Below are 23,766 nucleotides of genomic sequence, written 5' to 3' on the forward strand. Positions count from 1 at the left end.
GCCGTCATGAAGCCGCTGCCCTTTGTCATCGACGACCGCCTCGCGGCGGCGGGCGACACCTGCCCGCTCGCCGGCCACCTCGACGAGTCCGGCTACGAGCTCGGTGACCACGAGTTCTCCCTGCCCGAGGGAATCGACTACGACCTCGTGCTCACCAACGCCGGCGAGGGCATCCTCGCGACGGGGCTCGTCCGCGCCCACGTGGTGGGGACGTGCGACCGCTGCCTGGAGGATGCCGAGTTCGACGTGGCGGGCGAGGTCGACGGCTACTACCTCTTCGAGGAGCCCGAGCGCCTGGGCGAGGACGAGGACGAGGCCGACTACGAGCTCGTCGCGCCCGACAACACGATCGACCTCTCGGTCGCGCTGCTCTCGGCGCTCGTGATGGACACGCCGTTCGTGGTGCTGTGCCGCGAGGACTGCGCCGGCCTCTGCCCGGTCTGCGGTGCCAACCTCAACGACGGCGACTGCGGTCACGCGGCCCAGATCGAGGCACAGCGCGAGGCCGATCGCCTCGAGTCGTCGCCCTTCTCGGCGCTCGCTGGGCTCGATCTTGGCGCGTCCGAGGGGGACGATTCCGCGAACGAGTGAAGAATTGCTGAGCACGTGCCCTTTTCGTGGACTCGTGCTATAGTGTCTCCTTGCGTGAATTGGTAATGAGCGCCTCCGTGGGCGAGCGGCGGGCGCCTTCGTGACAAGAGAGGTTTTGACATGGCAGTACCCAAGCAAAAGAAGGGCCGCGGCGCCACCCACTCCCGTCGTTCGGCCAACAGCAAGCTCGCTGCTCCGGCGCGCTCCGTGTGCCCGCAGTGCGGCGCTCCCAAGCTCCCGCACCACGTGTGCCCCAACTGCGGTCACTACAAGGACCGCGAGGTCATCGTCACCGAGTAGCATCGCTCACAGACGACTCCGCAGGGGTCGGGCCTTCGGGTCCGGCCCCTTTTGCGTGCGGCGGCGTCCTTGTCGCCCGGCGTTCCGGGAATCGCCGCCCTTGTCCGGTTGGGCTCTAGAAAATGCCGCCCTTGTCCGAGGTTCTTCTAGGAATGCGCGCCCTTGTCCGAACCCCTTCTAAAGATTGCCTCCCTTGTCCGGCAGCCTTCTAGGAATCGCCGCCCTTGTCCGAGCTAGCGCTGATTTGGCCGGACAAGGGCTTGCAATTCTAGACGTCGGGATGACAAAGGCGGCGATTTTCGGAAGGGGCACAGGCAAGGGCGGCAATTCTTAGACGCGGCCCGGACAATGACGGCGATTTTCGGAAGGGGCACAGGCAAGGGCAGCAATTCTTAGACGCGGCGCAGACAAGGGCCGTGATTCGTAGAACGGCGCGGGCGAGAAGGACGGGCGGCGTGCGTGACGTGGCATAATGGGACGCGGACAAGAACGCGCGAAAGGGGAGACATGACCACCATCTGCGTAGACGTCATGGGCGCCGACAAGGAGCCCGAGGTCCTTCTCGAGGGCGTGGCCCAGGCGCTCGCCGACGACCCCGAGCTCGAGGTGCTCGTCGCCGGCGCCGCCGAGGTGGTCGAGCCCTTCGCGGCCGCCCACGAGCGCGCCCGCGCCCTCGTGACGACCGAGGTCATCACGATGTCCGAGCACCCAGCGAGCGCCGTGCGCCAGAAGAAGGACGCGAGCATCGTGCGCGCCGCCGCCGCCGTGCGCGCGGGCGAGGCCGACGGGCTCTTCTCGGCCGGCTCCACCGGCGCCGTGCTCACCGCCGCGACCTTTGGCGTGGGCCGCATCAAGGGGGTCAAGCGCCCCGCGCTCTCGCTGCCGTTCCCGGGCGTCTCCGGCAAGCCCACGGTCTTTCTCGACATGGGCGCCAATGCCGACGTCAAGCCCGACGTGCTGGTGCAGTTCGCCCACATGGGGCGTGCCTACTCGCGCGCGGTCCTGGGCGTGGCCGAGCCGCGCGTGGGCCTGCTCTGCAACGGCTCCGAGGACACCAAGGGCTCGGAGATGGCGCTCGCCTACCACGCCGCGCTCGAGGCGGGGGACTGCGGATTCGCCGGCAACGCGGAGGGCACCGACCTGCTCGCCGGCACCTTCGACGTCATCGTGGCGGACGGCTTCACCGGAAACGTTGCCCTCAAGTCGATCGAGGGCACGGGCAAGTTCGTCATCAAGCGCCTCAAGGCCGCGATGGAGGCGTCGCTTTCCAACAAGATCGGCATGGCCCTTCTCGCCAAGTCGCTCAAGTCGCTGGCCGCCGAGATGTCCGGCGACGAGTACGGCGGCGCCATCCTGCTGGGCCTGCGCGCCCCGGTCGTGAAGGGGCACGGCGCCACGAGCGCCCAGGCCGTCCGCAAGGGCACGCTCGCCGCCGCGGCGGCCGTCCGGGCCGGGCTCTGCGAGAAGATCGCCGACGCCTGCGAGATCGCCGGCTAGCGCGGGTGGGCGCCGGGCGCCGGACGGGGTAGAATCGTACGGTAGGCTTTATCCGGAGGAGGAACCATGGACCGCGACGCAATTCTCGCCAAGGTGATCGAGGTCGTCGACGACACGCTCTCGCTCGGCTCCGACGTCACGCTCGACGAGCAGACCAACCTGAAGGAACTCGGCGCCGACTCGTTCGACCTGCTCGAGCTCGTGACCGCCCTCGAGGACGAGTTCTCCATGACCTTCGACGACGACGCCGTGGGCACGATCGCCACCGTCGGCCAGGCCGTCGACGCCATCGCGGCCGCCCAGTAGGTGGGGGACCGATCGTTGAAGATGCACCAGCGGGTGGCCGAGGCCGAGCGGGTCTGCGGCCACCACTTTGAGAACCAGGACCTGATCGTCTCGGCCCTCACGCACCCCTCGGCCGCCGAGGGGCGGCCCGTGTCGGCCTCCTACGAGCGCCTCGAGTTCCTGGGCGACTCCATCCTCGGCGCCATCGTGGCGACCGACCTCTTCGAGCGCTTCCCCGACATGGACGAGGGCGCGCTCACACAGGCCAAGATCAGCCTCGTCTCGGGCAAGATGCTCTCGAGCGTCGCCGCGCGCCTGGGCCTCGCGCCCCTCATCGTGATGGGCGAGTCCGAGCGCGGAACGGGGGAGCGCGGCATGCACTCCGCGCTCGAGAACGTCTACGAGGCGCTCGTGGGCGCCCTCTACCTGGACGCCGGCTACACGACGACGCACGAGTTCGTGCTCGCTACGCTCGGCCCGGAGGTCTCCCCGGCGCTCGCCGAGAAGCCCATCAGCCCCAAGTCGCGCCTGCAGGAGGTCACCCAGCGCGAGCTGCACTGCGGCCCGGAGTATAGGCTCGTCTCGGAGGAGGGGCCCGCGCACGACCCCACGTTCACGTCGGTCGTGCTCGTCGAGGGCCGGCGGATCGGCCGCGGCTCGGGGCCCTCGAAGAAGTCTTCTGAGAGCGCCGCCGCCGTCGACGCGCTCGTCCGCCTCGGCTACGCCGACGAGGGCGACTTCGACGGCGCCGGGACCACCAACTAGCGTGCGGAGGACGTGCAAGTTGTACCTGAAGTCGCTGACACTCAAGGGGTTCAAGTCCTTCGCGGACCGCACCCACATGGTCTTCGACCCCGGTCTCACCGTGGTCGTGGGGCCCAACGGCTCCGGCAAGTCCAACGTCTCCGACGCGATCCTGTGGGTCCTCGGCGAGCAGAGCGCCAAGCAGCTGCGCGGCCAGGCCATGGAGGACGTGATCTTCTCGGGCTCGTCGGCGCGCTCCGCGGTGGGCGTGGCCGAGGTCACGCTCGTGCTGGACAACTCCGACCACACGCTGCCCATCGACTTCGCCGAGGTGGGCATCACGCGTCGCATGTACCGCTCGGGCGAGTCCGAGTACCTGATCAACGGCTCGCCGAGCCGCCTCATGGATGTCCAGGACATCCTGCACGACTCGGGCCTGGGCAAGGACACCCACTCGATCATCTCCCAGGGCAAGCTCGACTCGATCCTCTCGAGCCGCCCGGAGGAGCGTCGTGCCCTCATCGAGGAGGCGGCCGACATCTCCAAGCACCGCCGCCGCAAGGAGCGGAGCCAGCGCAAGCTCGCGTCGATGGACGAGAACCTCGCCCGCGCCAAGATGCTCTCGCGCGAGATCGCGCGCCAGCTGCGCCCGCTCGAGCGCCAGGTCGACAAGGCCCAGCGAGCCCGCCAGCTCGAGGACGAGCTCAAGGGGCTCGAGGTCCAGCTCGCCGTCGACGACCTGCGGCGCCTGCAGGAGGGCTACGCCCGGCTCGAGGCGCGCGGCAAGGAGGCCGACGCCGCCTGCGAGCTCGCCCAGTACCGTCTGGACGAGAAGAGCGCCGAGCTCGAGAAGCTCCAGTCGCTGCTCGAGCAGAAGGGCCTCTTTGTGGGTGACCTCGGCGAGCAGCGCCGCCGCATGCAGGACCTTCTCGGCAGGATGGACGCGGACATGCGCCTTCTGGAGGAGAAGGGCAAGAACATGGTCTCGCGCCTCTCCGACATGCGCATGCAGCTCTCCACGATGGAGAAGCAGCGCGCCGACGCCGCCTCGGAGCACGAGGGCGTGGCCGGCGAGCTCTCCGACGCGCGCGTGCGCGAGGCGAGCCTGCGCGAGTCGGTCGAGGGGCTCTCCCGCGCCGCCCGCGAGGCGAGCGAGCGCCGCCGCTCCATAGACGACGAGCTCTCCGGCATCACGGCAGACGAGCGCTCCGCGCGCGGCGAGGCCGACCGCGAGACGCTCGCCTATGCCAAGCTCGAGGACCAGATCTCCAACGCCGAGGTCGAGGACCAGATGTTCGCCTCGCGCCTCGAGCAGCTGGAGGAGTCGCTGCGCACGACCGGTGAGGCCGTCACCGAGAGGGCCGACCGGATCGAGGCCCTCGAGGGGTCGCTCCTCGAGGCGCGCCGGCGCGAGTCCTCCCTCACCGCCTCCATCACGGGCCTCTCGGGCGCGCTCGACGCGGCGCGCTCCGAGCACGCCGAGGCGCAGCGGGCCCTCTCCGCAGCGACCGCCACGCTCGAGGCGCTGCGCTCCGTCGACTCCGACGTCGAGCTCGCGAGCCCGCTCGTCGCGGCGCTCGCCGCCGACGAGGACCGCGTCCGCTGCCGCCTCGCCGACCTCGTCGACGCCGACCCCGAGGTCGAGTCGCTCGTCGAGCGGCTCCTCGGCGACGACCTCGCCGCGCTCGTCGTGGACGGTGCGGACGACGCGGTCGCCCTCGCGGAGCGCGCCCTCGGCCTCGCCGACCGGGACGGTCGCGCCGCGATCGTCGCCTCCGCGGCCCCCGGGCATGCGGATGTCCCCTCGGACGCTCCCGGCACCCCGCTCGTCTCCCGCCTGCGCGTCTCCGACGAGGCGCGGTCGCTGCTCGAGGCGCTTCTCGGCGGCGTGCGCATCGTGGGCGACGCCAAGGAGGCGGTCCGCGCGCACTCTGCCGTTCCCGACGCGACGTACGTGACCCTGGACGGCGTCGTCGTCCTGCCCGACGGGCGCGTCCACGTGGGCACCGCCCCCTCGAGCGAGGCCGGCGCACTGGAGCGCAAGCGCCGCATCCGCGAGCTCGAGGGTGGCATGGCGGCCCTCGAGTCGCGCCTGTCCGCCGCGGCGGAGGCGGTGGCCGAGGCCGAGTCCTCCCTCGCCGACGCCCGCGAGCAGGCTGCCGCCGCAAAGGGCGAGCTCGCGCGCCTCACCGCCGAGGTCTCCTCGACGACCGCGGAGCGCGGTCGCCTGGAGGCGCAGCTCGCCGCCGCCACCTCGGAGCGCGCGCAGGTGACCAAGCGGCGCGAGGCGTCGCTCCAGCGTGCTGCCGAGGCGCGCGCCCAGATCGAGGAGCACCGCGCCGCCGCCCGAGCCGCCCGTGAGCGCGCCGACGAGCTCGCCGGCCGCCTCGCCGAGCGCACGGCCGAGCACGAGGAGGCCGTCCGAGCCCAGGGCAAGGCGTCGAGGGAGCTCTCCGACGGCCGCCTGGAGCTCGCCATGACGAGCGAGCGCCGCGCGGGGCTCGAGCGCAGGGAGCGCGAGCTCTCCGCCCGCGTCTCGGAGCTCGACGGTCGCATCGACGCCACCCGTCGCTCGTCGCGCTCCCTGGAGGTCGTCCGCCTTCGTGTCGACCCGCTGCACGACCGCTACGACGCCATCCGCGAGCGCGCCCTCGAGTGGGCGGGTCGCCTGAAGGACCGCGCCTCGCTCGCCGAGGCGGACTCCGACTCGCTCAAGAAGACGATCGGCGACGCCCGCGAGGCCGTGAACAAGGCCTCCGCCGAGCTCGAGGAGGCCCGCACGGCGTCCACCGCCGTCAAGGTCGACCTCGGCAAGCTCGAGGTGCAGGTGCAGACCGCGGTCAACGCCATCGTGGCGACGGGCGCCGTGCTCGACGAGGCCCTCGAGTGCCCGCCGCCCGAGGACCGCGACGAGGCCGAGCGCCGCGCCGACTCCCTCCGCTCCCAGATCGAGTCCATCGGACCGGTGAACGCCGTGGCCATGGACGAGTACCTGAGGCTCAAGGAGCGCTACGACTACATCGACGAGCAGGTCCGCGACCTCGAGGACGCCCGCGTGTCCCTGCGCAAGATCACGGCCGCCATCGACCGCAAGATGCGCAACCGCTTCCTCACGGTGTTCGAGCGCGTGAACGCGAACTTCTCGGAGATATTCGCCCTGCTGTTCCCCGGCGGCCAGGCGCACATCGAGATGACCGACCCCGACAACCCCTCGGAGACCGGCATCGAGATCGTGGCCCAGCCGCGCGGCAAGCGGCTCTCCAAGATGATGCTCATGAGCGGCGGCGAGAAGTCCCTCACGGCGCTCGCCCTGCTCTTCGCCGTCTACAAGGTGCGCACGGTGCCGTTCTACGTCTTCGACGAGGTCGAGGCAGCGCTCGACGACTCGAACCTCTCCAAGCTGCTCGACGCCATCGAGCAGCTCAAGTCCTCCACGCAGCTCATCGTCATCTCTCACCAGCGCCGCACGATGGAGCAGGCCGACGTCCTCTACGGCGTCTCCATGCAGGCGGACGGCGTGAGCCGCGTGGTGTCCCAGCGTCTCGACCGCGAGACCGGAAAGGTGGTTGATGCATAGTGGGCCTTCTCGACAGCCTGAGGTCCGGCCTCCAGCGCTCGCGCGAGGCGATCAACGAGATCTTCTACATGGGCGGCGAGGTCGACGAGGACTTCTGGGAGGACCTCGAGGACACGCTCGTCATGGGTGACATGGGCGCCGAGGTCGCCATGCGCGTGACCGACGACCTGCGCGAGCAGGCGGCGCGCGAGAACCTCACCCGTGCCGACCAGCTTCGCGACGCGCTGGCCCGCCGTCTCGCCGCGGAGTTCCCCTCCGCCAAGCGCGACCCCTTCACCGACCTTCCGAGCTGCGTCCTGTTCGTCGGCATCAACGGGGCCGGCAAGACGACCACGGTGGGCAAGCTCGCCGGGCGCGCCCGTGAGGCCGGCGCGAGCTGCCTCATCGGCGGCGCCGACACCTTCCGCGCGGCCGCCATCGAGCAGCTCGAGGTCTGGGGCCAGCGCGCGGGCGTCGACGTGGTGACGCGCGAGCGCGGCGCCGACCCCGCGAGCGTGTGCTACGAGGTGGTCGAGGAGGCCGAGAGGCGCGGCGCCGAGCTCGTGCTCATCGACACCGCCGGGCGCCTCCACACCTCTGCCGACCTCATGCGCGAGCTCGCGAAGGTCGTGAACGTCACCCGCAAGCGCTGCCAGCTGCCGGTCGCGGTCGTGCTCGTCATCGACGCGACCACCGGCCAGAACGGCCTCAACCAGGCGCGTGAGTTCAACGATGCCCTCGAGCTCGACGGCCTCATCGTCACCAAGCTCGACGGCACCGCCAAGGGCGGCATCGCGCTCGCCATCTCCAGCCAGCTCGGCCTGCCCATCTACCGCATCGGCGTGGGCGAGGCCATCGACGACCTCCAGACCTTCGACGCGCTCGACTTCTGCCGCGCGCTCGTGGGTGAAGGGATGTAGCCATGTTCAACTCTCTCTCCGACCGCCTCCAGGACACCTTCGACCGCCTTCGCGGCAAGGGACGCCTCACCGAGGACGACATCAACGTCGCGATGCGCGAGATCCGCATGGCGCTTCTCGAGGCCGACGTCAACTACCGCGTGGTCAAGGAGTTCGTCGCGCGCTGCAAGGAGAAGTGCCTCACCGCCGACGTCCTCTCGTCGCTCTCTCCGGCGCAGAACGTCGTCAAGGTCGTGCTCGACGAGCTCACGGTTCTTCTCGGCTCCACCGACTCGCGCCTGACGCTCGCGCAGAACCGCACGCCCAACGTGATCATGCTCGTCGGCCTGCAGGGCTCGGGCAAGACCACCGCCGCGGCCAAGCTCGCCTACCTCCTCAAGGGCCAGGGCCACAGCCCGCTCCTCGCCGCGTGCGACACGCACCGCCCCGCGGCTGCCGACCAGCTCGAGACGCTCGGCTCAGAGATCGGCGTGCCGGTCTTCCGCGGTGACGGGAAGGACGCCGTGGCCGTCGCGGAGGGCTCGATCAAGGAGGCGGTCGACCGCCTCTGCGACATCGTCATCGTGGACACCGCCGGACGCCTGCAGATCGACGAGGAGATGATGCAGGAGGCCGTGGCGATCAAGGCCGCGGTGCGCCCCGACCAGATCCTCATGGTCGTCGACGCCATGACCGGCCAGGACATCGTGAACGTGGTCACGGAGTTTGCTAACCGCGTGGACTTTGACGGCGTGATCATGTCCAAGCTCGACGGCGACGCCCGCGGTGGCGGCGCGCTCTCCGTGCGCGAGGTCACCGGCAAGCCCATCAAGTTCGTCTCGATGGGGGAGAAGCCCGACTCGCTCGAGGTCTTCCACCCCGACCGCATGGCCAAGCGCATCCTCGGCATGGGCGACGTCGTGGGCATCATCGAGCAGGCGCAGAAGGTCGCCGACGAGCAGCAGGTCGCCGACGCGGAGCGCATGCTGCGCGAGGGCTTCACGATGGACGACCTCCTCTCGCAGATGCAGCAGATCCGCAAGATGGGCGGCCTCCAGAAGCTGATGGGCATGATTCCCGGCATGGAGCGCGCGATGGCGCAGGCGCCCCAGGCGGCGAGCGACGAGCAGCTGACCCGCATCGAGGCGATCATCCACTCGATGACCAAGGAGGAGCGCGCCCGCCCCAAGATCATCAACGGGCAGCGCCGCCGCCGCATCGCGCTGGGCTCCGGCCGCAGCGTCCAGGAGGTCAACCAGCTCATCAAGCAGTGGGGCGAGATGAACAAGATGATGGGCCGGATGAAGGGCATGATGCAGCCGGGTGCGGGCGGCAAGAAGAACCGTCGCGCCATGCAGCAGATGATGCGCAACATGGGCGGCGGGCAGGGCCTCCCGTTCTAGACGCCCGCTCCTCCGCCCCCTCTGTGCCGGTTTGGGTTCACGGTTTCGTGGCTTGCTCCGGCACCTTTTGCAGAACCGCAGGTAGTTGCATCATTCAATTTCATATGAGCGAACTGCGCGTGCAATGCGAACCCAAACCGTTTTCCGGTTTGGGTTCGTTCTTCCGTGCACGCTCGGTCCTTGCTGAGAGCTCTTGCTGCTAGTTGCTCTGCAGGGCTTCGAGATGCGTCGGCTCGCAGCAAGCTGCGAACCCAAACCTCTCTTGGAGGTGGCTAGCGCTGTGTCGGGAGGAGTGCCCTTCCCCAGCGAATGCCGTCGACAAGCTCGAGCGCGTCGTGGAGGGCGACGCGCTCGTCGCGGTAGAAGGCGAGGTCATCCGCCGGCAGGCGCAGGTCCCTCCGAATTTTGGCGACGAGCGAGTCCATGTAGTCGATGTCGTCGTAGTGCACCTTCCTGAGCTCGTAGGGCTTTATGCCGTGGGCGATCATCTCGTTCCTGCGCTCGTCGTCTCGCGCCGCCACGACGGGGTCGTCATGTACGCGTCCCTTGTAGTCCACCGCTATCCCTCGAAACGGCATCCGTGCCTCGGGCCCAAAGCTGACGGGCGCGAGGATGAGGATGTCCGGCTTCCTTATGCTCTTCTGCTCGAACTCCCTCCCGATGGCCTCCAGGCTCAGCTCCTCGTTCATCGACACGAAGTCGAGCTCGTATCCTCCCTGTTCACGCCTGCCCCTGAACCTCACGCCCAGCTTGCTCTCGTAGGGCGACCCCGAGTCTGAGCAGACGAGCGGCAGGGCGTCCCTGACCTTGCCCATCCCGTAGCAGCCACCCATCCTGTCGAGGAACTCGTCAATTGCACGCCGCGTGGTGAGAGGTTCCCAACGCTGGTGCATGCCGTCCTCGACGTCGTCCGAGATCGCGTAGGTCCCGCAGAGCTCGCTCATGAGGAGCGACTCCTCGAGGGTCGTGGCGATTCGCGCCATCTGCAGCGGCAGGAGCTCGGGGGAGGTCAGGCAGACGTCCTCGGAGATGCGGACGAACGCGTCGCGCGGATGGATGCGACGGGTCACGTGACGGACGACCCTTCTCGAGGAGTGGCTGTTGTTGTCGCTCGAGACCAGGAGGTGAAGCGGTCGCGAGAGCCGCTGCAGGGGAGGACAGTTGTCGACGGCCCTCTCCAGCTCTTCGACGGAGGGGAGCTTCTCGGGCACGTAGCCCGTCCGCTCGTCCCACTCCGCGACGAGTGCGGGAAACTCGGCCAGGCGCATGACCTCGAGCGCGGAGGTGTATGTGATCAGAATCGACATGAGCCAAGCCTAGGGGACGAACGCGGCGAGAGGCGGGGCGTGGGAAAAAGTCAGTCCGCTCACGTACCGCAAACTGTCACGAGACGTGCGCCGCGGGGCGAAGCCCCAGATAAACACTATGATAGGTGTCGGGTTGAGGCGCGCGCCAGCGGTGCCGCCGACGCCCGGGATCGCTGCCGCTGGGCGGGCGAGAAGGACGCCCCAAAGCTGGGCATGGCGTACGACGTCCTCTGTGGTTTGGGTTCGAAAACATGGTGTCGGCGGTCAAGGGGTGCGATTCCTAGAAGAAACGAACCCAAACCGTTATTCGGTTTGGGTTCGCTCGTCACGCGGGCGTTGTGGGCCCGACCCTAGCCGTGAACCACCACGACGTCGCCGACCTGGACGAGGCCATAGAGCGACTCTGCCTTGTCGCGCGGGAGGTTCACGCATCCGTGGCTGCCGTTCCAGAGGTAGATCGAGCCTCCGAAGCTGGAGCGCTGCGCGTCGTGGAGGGCGACGAGGTTGCCGACGAACGGCATCCAGTAGGAGACCGGGGTCTCGTAGTCCGGCTCGCCGTCCTTGTTCCAGTCGAGGCCTATGAGGACGGTGTCCCGGGTCATGTTCTCGTTGATCGCGTAGACCCCATAGCTCGTTCCCCAGCCCTGCGAGGGGTTGCCGGTGACGCAGGCGGACTCCCAGACGAGCGAGCCGTCGTCGCCGTACATGCGCACGTACTGCTCGGAGATGTCGATGTCGATGTAGCGCTGGCCCCAGTCGCGCCCGCCCTCGCCCGGGACGACCTGGCCGCGCTGCTCGAAGGGGACCTCGACCGCCTGCGGGGCGCCGGCGCTCACGGCGGCGACCAGCGCGTCGGCGACGCCCGACTCGCTGATCTTCCACCCGTAGTCACCACCCGAGACGCTGACCTGCTTGCCGTCGGCGCGCGTGTAGGTGCGCTCCGAGCCCACAGTGTTGAGCCGCGAGACGCTCTCCGCGGCCCACGCGGCGGCGGCGTCGGTGCTGAGCGAGACGGTGAGGTCGTCCGCGACCGTCACCCACCCGGCGATGACCTCGGCGCTCACCTCGGCCGCGGTCTCCCCGTCGAGCGTGAGGGTGGTCCCGGCGGCCGCGAGGTAGGCGTTCGCGGCCTCGACAGCCGCATGGAGGGCGTCGTCGGACTCGGCGAGCTGCTCCGAGCCGAGCTCGATCTCGCCCGCCCGCGAAGCAAACCCCTGGGCGAGCGCGTCGACCAGGGCGTCGTCATCGAGGTACTGCGCCATGACCGAGGGGTCGAGCCCAAACGACCCCGCCTCGGCGTCAAAGACCACCGCCCCGCCGGCGAGGCTCGAGGCGGCCACCTTCGCGGAGTCCTTGAAGGGGGCGAAGAGGCCGAGAAGGGCCTCGCGGTCATAGACGACGGCGCTCTTGGCGCTCACGGATCGTGAGCCCTGGGAGAGGGCGATCGGCCATGCCCAGGGGTTCGTCGCCGCGACGGCCTCTCGTGCGTAGGACTCGCCGTCGTAGGCGAGCCCTATCTGGTCCGCCGCGATGGTGAGGTCGATGCCGTCGCCGGAGACGTGGGCCTGATACCCCGCGAACGAGCCCGCCTTCTCCGTCGCGACGTCCTCGGCGCGCCGGAGGGAGACGTCGGTGCCGTCGAGCGTGGTTCCGGGCATGAAGAAGAGGTGGAAGTAGATGACGCCGCCGAGATAGGCAACGAGCACGACGGCGAGAAGGGCGAAGGGAACGACCAGCGCCCGCCTGCTCTTCTTGGGCTCGGGCGCGGGGGCGCTCATGTGACTTGCCATGGGGACACCTTGATTTCGGGACGCGCGGTACGTTGTTTGCGTTCCTTATCGTACCCTAGGATGCGTTGCTTGATGGCGAGGTATCGGAAAAGTTGACAGGAGGGGCATGGCACGTCTGGTCTATGCGAGCGACCTGTCCGACGAGCGTCTGGACATCTTCTCCCGCCTGACGGAACATCAGCTCAGGGCTGGGCTCGAGACGGACGGCGGCGCGTTCGTCGCCGAGTCGCGCCTGGTGGTCGAGGTCGCGCTCGACAGCGGCGCGCGGCCGCTGTCCTTTCTCCTTGACGAGCGGGACCTCGCGGCGAGCGAGGGGCTGCTCGCGCGCGCGGGCGATGACGTGCCCGCCTACGTCCTGCCCCACGACCAGATCAGCCGGCTGACGGGGTTTCGGCTCACGAGGGGACTGCTCTGCGCGATGCGCCGGCCGCCGGAGCGCTCGGTCGAGGACGTCGTGCGCGGCGCCCGCCACGTGGCCGTGCTCGAGGACCTGGTCGACGTCGCCAACGTCGGCGCGCTCTTCCGCAACGCCGCCGCCCTCGGCGCCGACGCCGTGATCCTCTCGCCCCGCTGCGCCGACCCGCTGTGCCGCCGCGCGCTCCGCGTCTCGATGGGGTGCGCCCTCAAGCTGCCGTGGGCGCGCGCCGAGGAGGGGGAGTGGCCGCGAGGGACGCTCACCGACCTCCGTGACCGGGGCTTCTCGTGCCTCGCGCTCGCTCTGGAGCCGGGCGCCGTGCCGCTCGACGACGCGTCCCTTCTCGTCTCCGAGCGCAGGGCCCTGCTCTTTGGCAGCGAGGGCTTCGGCCTCTCGAGGGAGGCCCTCGAGGCCTGCGAGCGCTCCGTCATCATCCCGATGGCGCGCGGCGTGGACTCGCTCAACGTGGCCGCGAGCTCCGCCGTGGCGTTCTGGCAGCTCTTCCGGTAGCGCGGGCGAGAAAAGCCCTCCCCGTCGCAGGTGGCGGGGAGGGCATGAGGGCCTGGAACGCGGCCGCTTACTCGGCGGGCTTCGGCATCTTGGGGGCGAAGCCGTCGTCGCGGGTGAGGATGTTCATGAACTCCTCGCCGGTGATGGTCTCCTTGCGCTGCAGGTAGTGGGCGATCTCATGCAGCTTGAAGCGGTTCTCTCGCAGCGTGCGCAGGGCGTTCTGATGCCCCTCCTCCACGAGCGCCTGGACCTCGGCGTCGATCTCCTGGGCCGTGCCCTCGGAGCACGTGAGCTGCTGGCCCCCGCCGAGGTAGCGGCTCGCGGGCTGGCCGAGCTGCACCATGCCAAACTTGTCGGACATGCCGTACTGCGTGACCATGGCGCGCGCGAGCTGCGTGGCCTTCTCGATGTCGTTGGAGGCGCCGGTGGTCATCTCGTCGAAGATGAGCTCCTCGGCGGCGCGCCCGCCGCACAGTACCGCGATCTTGTCCTTGGCCTCCTGGCGCGTGGTGAGGAAGTGCTCGTCCTCCTCGACCTGCATCGTGAAGCCGAGCGCGCCCGAGGTGCGCGGCACGATCGTGATCTTGGAGACGGGGGCCGACCCCTTCTGCATGGCAGCCACGATGGCGTGTCCCGTCTCGTGGTAGGAGACGACCTCCTTCTCGTGCGGCGAGAGGACCGTGGACTTCTTCTTCTCGCCGGCGATGACCACGTCGACGGACTCGAGCAGGTCCTCCTGCGTCACGCGGCGCCTGCCCATGCGAACGGCGCGCAGCGCGGCCTCGTTGATGATGTTGGCGAGGTCGGCGCCCGAGGCGCCCGGCGTGGAGCGCGCGATGACGCCCAGGTCGATGCCCGACTCCATCTTGACGTCGTCAGCATGGATCTTGAGGATGGCCTCGCGGCCGGCGAGGTCGGGAAGCTCCACGGGGATGCGCCGGTCGAAGCGGCCCGGGCGCAGCAGCGCCTGGTCGAGGGTCTCCGGGCGGTTGGTGGCCGCCAGCACGACGATGCCCTTGTGGTTGTCAAAGCCGTCCATCTCGGAGAGGAGCTGGTTCAGGGTCTGCTCGCGCTCGTCGTTGGACGAGAGGGAGGTGTCACGCCGCTTGCCCACGGCATCGATCTCGTCGATGAAGATGATGCAGGGCGCCTTCTCGTTGGCCTGCTTGAAGAGGTCGCGCACCTTGGCGGCGCCGCGTCCGACGAACATCTCGACGAAGGCCGAGCCCGCGATCTGGAAGAACGTGACGCCCGCCTCGCCGGCGACGGCCTTGGCCAGGAGCGTCTTGCCCGTGCCCGGAGGGCCAACGAGCAGCGCACCCCTCGGGCAGCGCGCGCCGATCTCGGTGTACTTGTCGGGGTTCTTGAGGAAGCTCACGATCTCCTGGAGCGACTCCTTGGCCTCGTCCTGGCCGGCGACGTCCTTGAAGGTGACGCCGGTCTCCTCGCCCTTGATCTCCTTGGCGTTGGACTTGCCGAGCCCGCCGCCGCCAAAGCCGCCGCCAAAGTTCATCGACGGGCCGTCGTCGCCCATCGCCTTCTTCATGCGGCGGTTGAGCCACCATCCGATGCCCAGGAAGACGAGGATCGGCAGGCCGTAGGAGACGAGCAGCATGAGCCACAGGTCGCCGGAGGTGTCCGGGATCGTGGCGTTGGCATCGGCCCCGTGCTCCTCGAGACGCTGGATGAGCGTGTCGTCGTAGGGCCACATCGTGGTCTCGTAGTGCCTCTCGCTCTCACCCTCGCCGGTCGTGAACTGGAGGGTGTTGTCGCCGGTGTTGAGGTCGACCTTCTCCACCTGGTCGTTATCGACCATCTCGAGGAACTGAGAGTAGGTGACCTGCTCGATCTGCGTCGCGCGCAGGTTGGGGTAGAGCGTCTGGCTGATCGCGAGGTACGCGACGATCGCGATCAGGATGTAGAGCAGCATCGAGCGGCGCCGCTTGTTCTCGTTCATGTCCATCGTGCGTGGTGCCCTTCGTCTCGTTGTCAGATGGGACAGAGATACCCAAGTTTAGCCCGCCCCAACCCGAGGCCGGGAACCGTCGCAAAATCCCCGACATCGCCCTTGTCGCCCGCCCTGTTGGTGGCCCTTGTCGCCCATCCCGCATAGGTTATGCAACATACGCGAGGTTATGCGGCATCGACGAGGTTATGCGGTAACCCCAGCCCTCACGTTTCCGCAGCTATATGGCTTGGCGAGAAGAACGGGCGATTGCCGGACGTCGCATAACCTCACGCATGCCGCATAACCTGCACGCCGCCCGCGCCGCGGGCCCGGTGCGCTACCCGCGCTTCGTGCGCTCCGGCAGCTCGCCCGAGCGGTAGACGTCGAGAAGGGCACGCAGGTCGGCGATCTGCTCGCGGATCTCGTCGCCGGTGTCGGTGTCGCCCACGGTGAGCGGGCGCGGCTCCAGCTCGAAGCGGTCGTCGTCGCTCATGATGTCGGCGTTGAGGTCGAGCACGTCGGCGATCGAGCCAAAGGGGCGGTGCGCCTTGATGCGCATGCCGCGCGGGTCCGAGATGAGCGTGTAGCCGCCGATGCCGGTGGTCTTGTGGTAGGCCTGGCAGAACCCGCCGTCGATGACCAGCAGGTGGCCGCCGGCGCGCACGGGCTTCTCGCCCTCCGAGGCGTGGACGGGCGTGTGGCCGTTGATGATGTGGCCGTGGTCGGGGTCGACGCCAAACTCCTGCAGGATGCGGCGGCACACCCCGGCGTCGTCTGTGAGGGCGTAGTAGGGGTCGCGCGGCTCCTCCCAGGTGGAGCGGTCCGCGAGGTAGGTGCGCTCGAACGTCTTCATGAGGCGGCCGGAGAGCGGCGAGTAGCGCCCGCACCACAGGTACCACATCCAGTCGAGCGAGACCTCGTCGCTCTCCTGCCACGCGCGGCGCGCCAGGCGGTCGGCGTAGTCGTAGTAGGCCTTGCCGGAAAGCAGCTGCCCCTGGTGGTTGACGGGGTGGAAGGTGCCGTCCTCGTTCATGGGCACGCAGGCGTGGAAGAGGACGTCGTCGTTGTGGACGAGGTAGGCGCTGCCGTGCTCGTAGAGGAAGTTCACGTGCGCGTTCAGCTTGTAGGAGCTGCGCACCGCGGAGAGCAGGTTGTCCATCACGGCGATCTCCTCGTCGGAGAGCGCGTAGGGGTCCGACCAGTCGACGGTGGGGAAGTCGCAGGTGACGAGCTCGTAGTCCTTCTCGCCCATGCGCACGGTGCCGCGCTGCGCGTCGACGCGACCGAGCAGCAGACGGTCCTCCATGTGCCAGTTGGGGTGGCGCATGATGGTCTGCCCCTCGAGCTTGAACAGGATGACCGAGATGGCCTTCTCGAGCGGGCTCATGGCCTCGCCCGCGCGGTAGGTTGCCTCGGCGAAGAGCGCGAGCTCGCGCAGGGAGATGCCGTAGGCGCCCTCGAGGATCTTGAGCGAGTCGTAGCGGATGTTGTTTCGGATCACGGCGGCCAGGCACGTGGCCGAGCCGGCGGCGGCGCCCATCCACACGATGTCGTGGTTGCCCCACTGCAGGTCGACGGAGTGATACTCCATGAGGCGGTCGAGAATCTTGTCGGCGTGGTCGCCGCGGTCGAACACGTCGCCCACGACGTGCAGGTGGTCAACCGCGAGGCGCTTGATCAGCGAGGCCAGGCTCACCACGAAGTCGTCGGCCGAGCCGGTGTCCACGATCGTGTCTATGATACGGCGGTGGTAGCCCTGCCGCTCGTCGCCCTCGCCCGGGGAGGCGTGCAGCAGCTCGTCGATGATGTAGGCGTACTCGGGCGGCATGGCCTTGCGCACCTTGGAGCGCGTGTAGGAGTCGGAGAGGTAGCGCGCCAGGCGCACGAGGCGCATGAGCGTGATGGCGTACCACTCCGCGCCCACGACGCCGGCCGACTTGAGGCGGCGCAGCTTGCGGTGGGGATAGTAGATGAGCGTGCAGAGGTCGGCCTGCTCGCTGCCCGTGAGCTCAAAGCGGAAGATGTCGGCCACGCGCTCGCGGATGACGCCGGAGCAGTTGTTGAGGATGTGCTTGAACGCGTCGTACTCGCCGTGGACGTCGGAGATGAAGTGCTCGGTGCCCTTGGGGAGGTTGAGGATGGCCTCGAGGTTGATGATCTCTGCGTAGGCGGAGCGGACGGTCGGGAACTTCTCCGAGAGCAGCTCGAGGTACTTGCGGTCAGGCATGCGACGTCCCTTCTCTGTGCGTAACCTCTCTATCTTCGGACGAACGGCACCGGTCCCCGCAACCAGTTTTCGGCGAGAAGAACGTGTTTCTCGCCCTACGCGGGGCAAACGTGCTACCATGCTGCAACAGGCGTTGACGGGGAGAGTACCCGGGGACGCGCGGCCAAGAGAGAGCGGGGACGGTGGGAGCCCGCGGTCGCGTCCCGGCGAAGATCACCCCCGAGCCGCGGCCCGAAAGCGCGAGCGAGTAGGCGTCGCCGGAGTGGCCGCCGAGACAGGCCAGCCGAGTACGGCGGATATCCGCTCGCTGGGTGGTTCACAAGCGAAGTCGCGTGCGCGCTTCGTCCCAGCAGGAGGGACGGGCGCGTTTTTTCGTGTCCGAGAAGGACGGCGGGGGAGGCCCCGCCACGAAGGAGGAAGCGTGGCGAACGAGTACAAGAAGACGACCAACCTGCCGAGCACGGGCTTTCCTATGCGCGCCAGCCTGGCCCAAAACGAGCCCAAGCGCCTGGCCATGTGGGAGGAGAACCACGTCTACGAGCAGATGATCGCCAAGAACGAGGGGCACGAGAAGTTTGTCCTGCACGACGGCCCTCCGTACGCCAACGGCCCCATCCACCTCGGCCACGCCCAGAACAAGATCTCCAAGGACGTCATCAACCGCTACTGGTCCATGCGCGGCTACCAGACGCCCTACGTCCCCGGCTGGGACTGCCACGGCCAGCCCATCGAGCACAAGGTCGAGACCATGCTCGGGACCGAGAAGTTCAACCAGCTCCCCACCGAGAAGATCCGCGAGCTCTGCCGCAAGATGGCCGTCGAGCAGGTGGACACCCAGCGCCAGGGCTTCAAGCGCCTGGGCGTGCTGGGCGAGTGGGACAACCCCTACCTCACCTACGTGAACGACTACGATGCCACCGACGTGGAGATCTTCAAGGCGATCTTCGACGCCGGCGCCATCACGCAGGGCTCCAAGCCCGTGCACTGGTGCTCGCACTGCCACACGGCCCTCGCCGAGGCGGAGATCGAGTACGGCGACGAGGTCAGCCCCGCCATCTTCGTGCGCTTTGAGATGACCACCGTTCCGGAGGGCCTGGAGGCCTGGGCCGGCAAGCTCTTCGTGGACATCTGGACCACCACGCCGTGGACGCTTCCCGCCGACGACGCCGTCATCTGCCACCCCGAGGCCACCTACGTGGCGCTCGTCCATGACGGCCGTGCCGAGATCGTGGCCGAGGCGCTCGCCGAGCGCTGCGCCGCCAAGTTTGGCTACGGCGAGGTCGAGCTCGTGCGCGGAGCCGACGGCGAGCCCTGGCGCGCCACCGGCGAGACCCTCGCGCACAACCGCTACAAGCAGCCGATCTTTGGCGACCAGGGCGAGACGGGCGAGTTCATCTACGCCGACTACGTCACGCTGGACGACGGCACGGGCATCGTCCACTGCGCGCCCGGCCACGGCGTGGACGACTACCTCGCCGGCCAGAAGTTTGGCATTCCCACGGTCATGCCCGTGGACGACGACGGCCGCTTCTTCGTGGGCGACGGCATGGGCACCGGCGGCCCGTGGTCCGGCATGGAGGTCAACGAGGCCAACCCCAAGATCATCGAGTGGCTGCGCGAGCGCGGCACGCTGATCCTCCACGAGGACATCAACCACAGCTACCCGCACTGCTGGCGCTGCAAGGAGCCCGTCATCTTCCGTGCCACGAGCCAGTGGTTCGTCTCGATGGACAAGCCCCTGCGCGGCGGCAAGAGCCTCCGCGAACAGGCGCTCGAGGAGCTCTCGAAGGTCAGGTTCTACCCCGGTCACGCCATCAAGCGCATCGGCTCGATGGTCGAGGGTCGCCCGGACTGGTGCATCTCGCGCCAGCGCAACTGGGGCGTGCCCATCCCGGCCTTCACCTGCCAGGACTGCGGCGAGACCGTCATGAACGACGACACGCTCGACGCCGTGATCGAGCTCTTCCGGAGCAAGGGCTCCGACGCCTGGTTCACCGACGACCCCGCGAGCTACCTTGGGCAGTCGTGCGTCTGCCCCAAGTGCGGCGGGCATCACCTCAAGGCCAACCGTGACATCCTCGACGTGTGGTGGGACTCCGGCGTCTCCCACACCGCCGTCTGCCGCCACCGCGACAACCTCACGTTCCCGGCCGACATGTACCTCGAGGGCTCCGACCAGCACCGCGGCTGGTTCATGAGCTCGCTCATGACCTCCGTGGGCGCCTACGGCGTGGCGCCGTACAAGTCCGTGGTCTCCCAGGGCTTCACGCTCGACGGCCAGGGCCGCAAGATGTCCAAGTCGCTCGGCAACGTCATCGACCCCAACAAGGAGTGCGACACCCGCGGCGCCGACATCCTGCGCCTGTGGGTCACCTCGGTCGACACCTCCAACGACATCCCCTGCGACGGCCAGATCCTCGACCACGTGGGCGAGGCCTACCGCCGCTTCCGCAACACCCTGCGCTTCCTGCTGGGCGAGATCGAGGACAAGTTCGACCCCGCGACCGATGCCGTGGCTTACGACGAGCTCCTCAGTTACGACAAGCTCGCGCTGGCGCGCCTCTGCCAGGTCCACGACCAGGTGAGCGCCGCCTACGAGTCCTATCGCTTCAACGTGGTCTACCGCACGCTCTACGACTACGTGATCACCGAGCTCTCCAACGGCTACCTCAACGCCACCAAGGACCGCGTCTACTGTGGCGAGAGGGACGGCTTCGAGCGCCGAAGCGCCCTCACCGTCTGGGCGCAGATTCTCTCGATGCTTGTCCACGACCTGCAGCCCATCCTCGTCTACACCACCGACGAGGTCATGGCCTACCTCCCGGCCTCGCTGCGCGACGGCCAGGAGTACGCGGCCCTTCTCGACTGGTACCAGGCGCCCTGGACCGCCGAGGAGTACGAGCCCTACCTCGCCGCCTATGACGCAGTCGTGGAGGCCCGCGCCGCCTTCACCAAGGCCTACGAGGCTGCGATCGCCGACGGCACGCTGTCCGAGAAGACCACGCAGGCCGCCCGCGCCACGCTGGTCGCGCCCACGGAGCTGCACGCTCTTCTCGCCGGCGAGATGGGCTGCGAGCTGGCCGAGCCGTTCGTGTGCTCCGAGGTCGAGCTCACGGAGGGCGAGGAGCTCTCCTGCTCCGTGGAGCCCGCGCACGGCGAGAAGTGCCCGCGCTGCTGGAACTTCCGCGAGCTCGGCGAGGACGGCCTCTGCCCGCGCTGCCACGACGCCGTGGCCGCGCTCGAGGAGTAGGGCTTGTCCGGCCCCGACGTCACGAACTCCGCCCCCGTGCGGCGACTGGCGCTCTTCGCGCTGGTCGCCGCCGCGGTCGTCCTTCTCGACCAGCTGAGCAAGCTCGCCGCGCGGGACCTGCTCGTCCCCGGCGAGCCCGTCACGCTGATCCCGGGCGTGATGGACCTCTCGCTCATCTACAACACCGGCGCCGCGTTCTCGATGGGGGAGGGCGCCGGCCCGCTCTTCGTGCTCATCGCCGCCGCCATGTGCGTCGCGGGCGTCTACGTGGCCTGGCGGCGTGTCGACGTCCCGCTGCCCCTGCTGCTCACCTGCGCGTGCGTCGTGGGTGGCGGCATCGGCAACGCGATCGACCGCGTCGCCCTGGGCGCCGTCACGGACTTCTTTGCGACCACGTTCATGGACTTCGCGATCTTCAACGTCGCCGATATCTTCGTGACCTGCGGCGTTCCAATCGCGCTCATCCTCTGGTGGCGCTGGGACGCCGCCCGCGAGCGTGCCGCAGCGGGGGAGTAGGCCTTCAGTGTTCCCTCCGCCTCCGAATAACACGCAGAATCGACTTAAAACTCATATATTCGCAGGTAAGGTTTTGGGAAAAGTCCGATTCTGCGTGTTATTTCCGATAAGCACATCCGAAGGGGGTGTCAGCCCATGCCCAGTCGCATCGTGAACCTGCTCGTGGGGCCCGAGTCCGACGGCATGCGACTCGACGCGTTCCTCGCCGCGGGCGAGGGGATGCCCTCGCGCTCCGCCTGCGCGCGCCTCGTGGAGGGCGGCACCGTCACGATCAACGAGACCCCGGCCACCTCCAAGTCCGAGAAGGTCCTGCTGGGGGACCGCGTCCGCGCCCTCGTCGACGAGCCCGAGGACGCCGCGGGGCCGCTCAGGCCCAACCCGGAGATCCCGCTCGACATCCGCTTCGAGGACGACCACCTGATCGTCCTCTCCAAGCAGGTCGGCCTCGTCTGCCATCCGAGCCCGGGCCACGTCGACGACACGCTGGCTAACGCGCTCGTGGCGCACTGCGGCTACGCCCACCTGGGGATGCTCCAGGGCGAGGAGCGCCCGGGCATCGTGCACCGCCTCGACATGGAGACCTCCGGCCTCATGGTGGCCGCCAAGGACGATGCCACCCAGAAGGCCCTTCAGGACCTCATCCGCCTGCGCGTGCTGGACCGGCGCTACGTCACGCTGGTCCACGGGCCGATCGCCCACGACGAGGGCACCATCGAGACCGGCATCGCCCGCTCCACGCGCGACCGCCTCCGCATGGCCGTCTCCGACGCGCCCGGTGCCCGCGAGGCCATCACCACCTTCCGCGTGCTCGAGCGCTTCGAGGCGGGCCCGCGCGACGACGGCTACACGCTCATCGAGTGCCACCTCTACACCGGGCGGACGCACCAGATCCGCGTGCACCTGCGCCACGTGGGGCACCCGCTCGTGGGCGACCCCCTCTACGGGCGCGGCGACCTCCGCCAGAACCTGGGGCTCTCCCGCCAGTTCCTGCACTCCTGGCGCATCAGCTTCGAGCACCCCGCAACGGGAGAGACGGTGGAGCTTGCCGACACGTTGCCGGACGACCTCCTCGGTGTACTAGAATCGCTCTCCGACAGGTCCATGGGACGGACGTCGGCGGGCGAGAAGATCTGTCCGCTCCTGACGCCCGACGGACGAGGCGCCCACCGCGAGGGATAAGATGGAGTTCAACCAGTTCGGCCTCACGCCGATCGTCTTCTTCAACTTTCTCATCTGGGTCTTCTTCACCTTTGCCTACCTCTACCAGGCGGTGTTCATGGTTCGCGCCCTCATCCAGGGCACGGTCCGCCTGCCCGAGGCCAAGCGCAACCACAGCTACGCCTTCGTGATCGCCGCGCACAACGAGGAGGCGGTCATCGCCAACCTCGTCGAGTCGATCTTCGCCCAGGACTACCCCCGCGAGCTCATGGACGTCTTCGTGGTCTGCGACGCGTGCACCGACAACACCCACGCCGCGGCGCAGTCCGCCGGCGCGACCGTCTGGGACCGCAACGACCTCGCCCGCCGCGGCAAGAGCTGGGCGCTCGACTACGCCTTCGACCGCATCCTCAACGACTACGGCGACAAGTACGAGGCCTTCGTCGTCTTTGACGCCGACAACCTCGTCTCCCCGAGCTACCTCTCGGTCATGAACCAGGCGTTCGACGCGGGCTACCTCGTCTGCACGGGGTACCGCAACTCCAAGAACTTCGACTCGAGCTGGGTAAGCTCCGCCTACGCCACCTGGTTCATCCGCGAGGCGAAGCTCCTCAACAACGCCCGCATGATGTCGGGCACGAGCTGCGCCATCTCGGGCTCCGGCTGGATGGTCTCGCAGCACATCGTGCGCGGCATGCACGGCTGGGACTTCCACACCCTGACCGAGGACATCCAGTTCTCCACGTTCTGCTGCGCCAACAACGTGCAGATCGGCTACGCGCCCGCGGAGTTCTACGACGAGCAGCCCGTCACCTTCAAGGCCTCCTGGACGCAGCGCATGCGCTGGACCAAGGGCTTCTACCAGGTGTTCTTCAGTTACGGCCGAGACCTCGCCAAGGGCATCTCCAAGGGACGCTTCGCGAGCTACGACATGCTCATGACCATTGCGCCGGGCATGATCCTCACGCTGCTGTCCTTCTCGGTGAACGCGACCTACCTCGTCATCGGGTCGCTCAGCCACGGCTTCATCGCCACCCAGTCCGAGCTCGACATGTGCGTGGGCACCCTCATCATGACGTTCGTCTCGCTGTACGTGACGTTCTTCCTCCTGGCGCTCATCACCACCGTCTCCGAGCGCACCCACATCCACGCCAAGAAGCGCTGGCGCGTGGTCACGAACCTCTTCACCTTCCCGATCTTCATGATGACCTACATCCCCATCACGGTCGCTGCCCTGTTCAAGAAGGTCGAGTGGATCCCCACCAAGCACGACATCGCCGTCGACGTGAAGGACGTCGTCGGGGAGGGATAGTCCTCTCGGGACGGGTTTAGGAAGGTTTCGTAAGCTGGTACTTCTCGGCAAACGGTCG

17 protein-coding genes are annotated in these 23,766 nt (G+C 68.3%); 13 read left to right on the forward strand and 4 right to left on the reverse strand.

Features of this window, described 5'->3' with window-relative positions; translation table 11 throughout:
- Positions 1-6: 6 nt before the first annotated feature.
- From B5F73_RS03960 to ffh, 8 genes are all read left to right on the forward strand, one after another.
- Positions 7-591: a DUF177 domain-containing protein gene (locus tag B5F73_RS03960; RefSeq protein WP_087226731.1), complete on the forward strand. Its 585-nt coding sequence runs from the start codon at positions 7-9 to the stop codon at positions 589-591.
- Positions 592-711: 120 nt separating this feature from the next.
- On the forward strand, positions 712-891 hold the full coding sequence (gene rpmF / locus B5F73_RS03965) for a 50S ribosomal protein L32 (RefSeq protein ID WP_075576485.1): 180 nt from the start codon (positions 712-714) through the stop codon (positions 889-891).
- 507 nt (positions 892-1,398) lie between these two features.
- Entirely contained in the window at positions 1,399-2,388 is a 990-nt protein-coding gene (gene plsX / locus B5F73_RS03970) for a phosphate acyltransferase PlsX (protein WP_087226734.1), read from the forward strand.
- 66 nt (positions 2,389-2,454) lie between these two features.
- A complete protein-coding gene (locus B5F73_RS03975) occupies positions 2,455-2,694 on the forward strand; it encodes an acyl carrier protein (RefSeq protein ID WP_087226736.1) in 240 nt (79 codons plus the stop codon).
- 15 nt (positions 2,695-2,709) lie between these two features.
- Entirely contained in the window at positions 2,710-3,438 is a 729-nt protein-coding gene (gene rnc, locus B5F73_RS03980) for a ribonuclease III (RefSeq protein ID WP_087226739.1), read from the forward strand.
- Between the two features lie 19 nt (positions 3,439-3,457).
- Positions 3,458-6,994, forward strand: a complete 3,537-nt coding sequence (smc, locus tag B5F73_RS03985; RefSeq protein WP_087226742.1) for a chromosome segregation protein SMC — start codon at positions 3,458-3,460, stop codon at positions 6,992-6,994.
- Positions 6,994-7,893: a signal recognition particle-docking protein FtsY gene (gene ftsY, locus B5F73_RS03990; protein WP_087226745.1), complete on the forward strand. Its 900-nt coding sequence runs from the start codon at positions 6,994-6,996 to the stop codon at positions 7,891-7,893. The genes smc and ftsY overlap by 1 nt, the downstream gene beginning before the upstream one ends.
- 2 nt (positions 7,894-7,895) lie before the next feature.
- Positions 7,896-9,275 (forward strand): signal recognition particle protein, encoded by a 1,380-nt coding sequence (gene ffh, locus B5F73_RS03995; protein ID WP_087226748.1) that lies wholly within the window; start codon positions 7,896-7,898, stop codon positions 9,273-9,275.
- 272 nt (positions 9,276-9,547) lie between these two features.
- Here ffh and B5F73_RS04000 read toward each other — a convergent pair whose 3' ends face one another.
- Both B5F73_RS04000 and B5F73_RS04005 read right to left on the reverse strand, forming a co-directional pair.
- Positions 9,548-10,582 (reverse strand): hypothetical protein, encoded by a 1,035-nt coding sequence (locus B5F73_RS04000; protein WP_087226751.1) that lies wholly within the window; start codon positions 10,580-10,582, stop codon positions 9,548-9,550.
- Positions 10,583-10,932: 350 nt separating this feature from the next.
- Positions 10,933-12,372 (reverse strand): L,D-transpeptidase, encoded by a 1,440-nt coding sequence (locus tag B5F73_RS04005; RefSeq protein WP_087226753.1) that lies wholly within the window; start codon positions 12,370-12,372, stop codon positions 10,933-10,935.
- Positions 12,373-12,478: 106 nt separating this feature from the next.
- Here B5F73_RS04005 and B5F73_RS04010 point away from each other — a divergent pair, with 106 nt between their 5' ends.
- Positions 12,479-13,297 carry an RNA methyltransferase gene (locus tag B5F73_RS04010; RefSeq protein ID WP_087226756.1) on the forward strand — a complete coding sequence of 273 codons (819 nt, stop codon included), beginning with the start codon at positions 12,479-12,481 and terminating at the stop codon, positions 13,295-13,297.
- Between the two features lie 67 nt (positions 13,298-13,364).
- On the opposite strand, the gene ftsH is transcribed toward B5F73_RS04010, so the two are convergent.
- Entirely contained in the window at positions 13,365-15,260 is a 1,896-nt protein-coding gene (gene ftsH / locus B5F73_RS04015; RefSeq protein ID WP_204206252.1) for an ATP-dependent zinc metalloprotease FtsH, read from the reverse strand.
- A gap of 322 nt (positions 15,261-15,582) precedes the next feature.
- The gene (locus B5F73_RS04020) at positions 15,583-17,472 is read right to left on the reverse strand and encodes a fructose-1,6-bisphosphatase (RefSeq protein ID WP_087226759.1); all 1,890 of its coding nucleotides are present in this window, start codon (positions 17,470-17,472) and stop codon (positions 15,583-15,585) included.
- 421 nt (positions 17,473-17,893) lie between these two features.
- On the opposite strand from B5F73_RS04020, the gene ileS reads away from it, so the two are divergent.
- The 4 genes from ileS to B5F73_RS04040 all read left to right on the forward strand — a co-directional run bounded on the left by ileS (position 17,894) and on the right by B5F73_RS04040 (position 23,708).
- Positions 17,894-20,722, forward strand: coding sequence for an isoleucine--tRNA ligase (ileS, locus tag B5F73_RS04025; RefSeq protein WP_087226762.1), 2,829 nt, complete (start codon positions 17,894-17,896; stop codon positions 20,720-20,722).
- 3 nt (positions 20,723-20,725) lie between these two features.
- Positions 20,726-21,238 (forward strand): signal peptidase II, encoded by a 513-nt coding sequence (gene lspA, locus B5F73_RS04030; protein WP_239379791.1) that lies wholly within the window; start codon positions 20,726-20,728, stop codon positions 21,236-21,238.
- 135 nt (positions 21,239-21,373) lie between these two features.
- The gene (locus B5F73_RS04035; RefSeq protein ID WP_087226765.1) at positions 21,374-22,417 is read left to right on the forward strand and encodes an RluA family pseudouridine synthase; all 1,044 of its coding nucleotides are present in this window, start codon (positions 21,374-21,376) and stop codon (positions 22,415-22,417) included.
- 1 nt (position 22,418) lies between these two features.
- The gene (locus tag B5F73_RS04040) at positions 22,419-23,708 is read left to right on the forward strand and encodes a glycosyltransferase family 2 protein (RefSeq protein ID WP_087226768.1); all 1,290 of its coding nucleotides are present in this window, start codon (positions 22,419-22,421) and stop codon (positions 23,706-23,708) included.
- Positions 23,709-23,766: the final 58 nt, after the last annotated feature.

Origin of the sequence: Olsenella sp. An270, assembly GCF_002159735.1 — a bacterium.
GTDB lineage: Bacteria > Actinomycetota > Coriobacteriia > Coriobacteriales > Atopobiaceae > Thermophilibacter.